Origin of the sequence: Streptomyces sp. NK08204, assembly GCF_020400585.1 — a bacterium.
Lineage (GTDB): Bacteria > Actinomycetota > Actinomycetes > Streptomycetales > Streptomycetaceae > Streptomyces.
In genome coordinates this window covers 1-951 of sequence record NZ_JAINVF010000076.1, presented here as the reverse complement: position 1 = coordinate 951, position 951 = coordinate 1, and the positions used below count along the sequence as shown (strand labels likewise).

Below are 951 nucleotides of genomic sequence, written 5' to 3'. Positions count from 1 at the left end.
GATGCCGACGACCTGGCCGTCGAGCCGGGCCAGCGCGCAGATGATGTTCCGCGCCCAGCGCTCGTGGACCTCCAGGTACTCGCCGTCGTCGACGATCTCCTCGATGACCTTGGCCATGTCGTACGGCTGGTTGCCGTTCACCGGGACCAGGTCCAGCAGCATCTCCGACCGTCGCGCCGGCGGATCGGTGGTGGGCCCGCTGGGCGGGTACTCGCGGTTGTTCGCCGGGAGGAGCGACAGCAGGTACCGCACCTCCTCGATGCAGGTCTCCTCGTCGTCGTACGCGAAGTGGCACACACCGCTGGTCTCCGCGTGCACGTCCGCACCGCCGAGCCCGTTCTGCGTGATCTCCTCGCCCGTCACCGCCTTGACCACGTCCGGCCCGGTGATGAACATCTGCGACGTCTCACGCACCATGAACACGAAGTCCGTCAGAGCCGGACTGTAGGCCGCACCACCCGCACACGGACCCAGCATCACCGAGATCTGCGGGATCACACCCGAAGCCCTGGTGTTGCGCTGGAAGATACCGCCGTACCCCGCAAGGGCCGACACACCCTCCTGAATACGCGCACCCGCACCGTCGTTCAACGACACCAGCGGCGCACCCGCCGCAATCGCCATGTCCATGATCTTGTGGATCTTCGTGGCATGCGCCTCACCCAGCGCACCACCGAAGATCCGGAAATCATGCGCGTACACGAAGACCGTACGACCTTCAACCGTCCCCCAGCCGGTGACAACACCGTCGGTGTACGGCTTCTTCGCCTCCAGACCGAAACCCGACGCCCGGTGCCGACGCAACTGCTCGACCTCCCGGAAAGACCCCGGGTCCAGGAGCAGCTCGATACGCTCCCGCGCCGTCAGCTTGCCCTTGGCGTGCTGCGCCTCGGTCGCCCTCTCGCTCGGACCCGCCACCGCCTGCGCACGAATCCCGTGCAGTTCGGCGAC

1 protein-coding gene is annotated in these 951 nt (G+C 66.9%); it reads right to left on the bottom strand.

From position 1 onward, the window contains the following. Nucleotides 1–951 (bottom strand): carboxyl transferase domain-containing protein (locus tag K7G59_RS34360; RefSeq protein ID WP_308295131.1); only part of this gene is annotated, 951 nt, incomplete at both ends.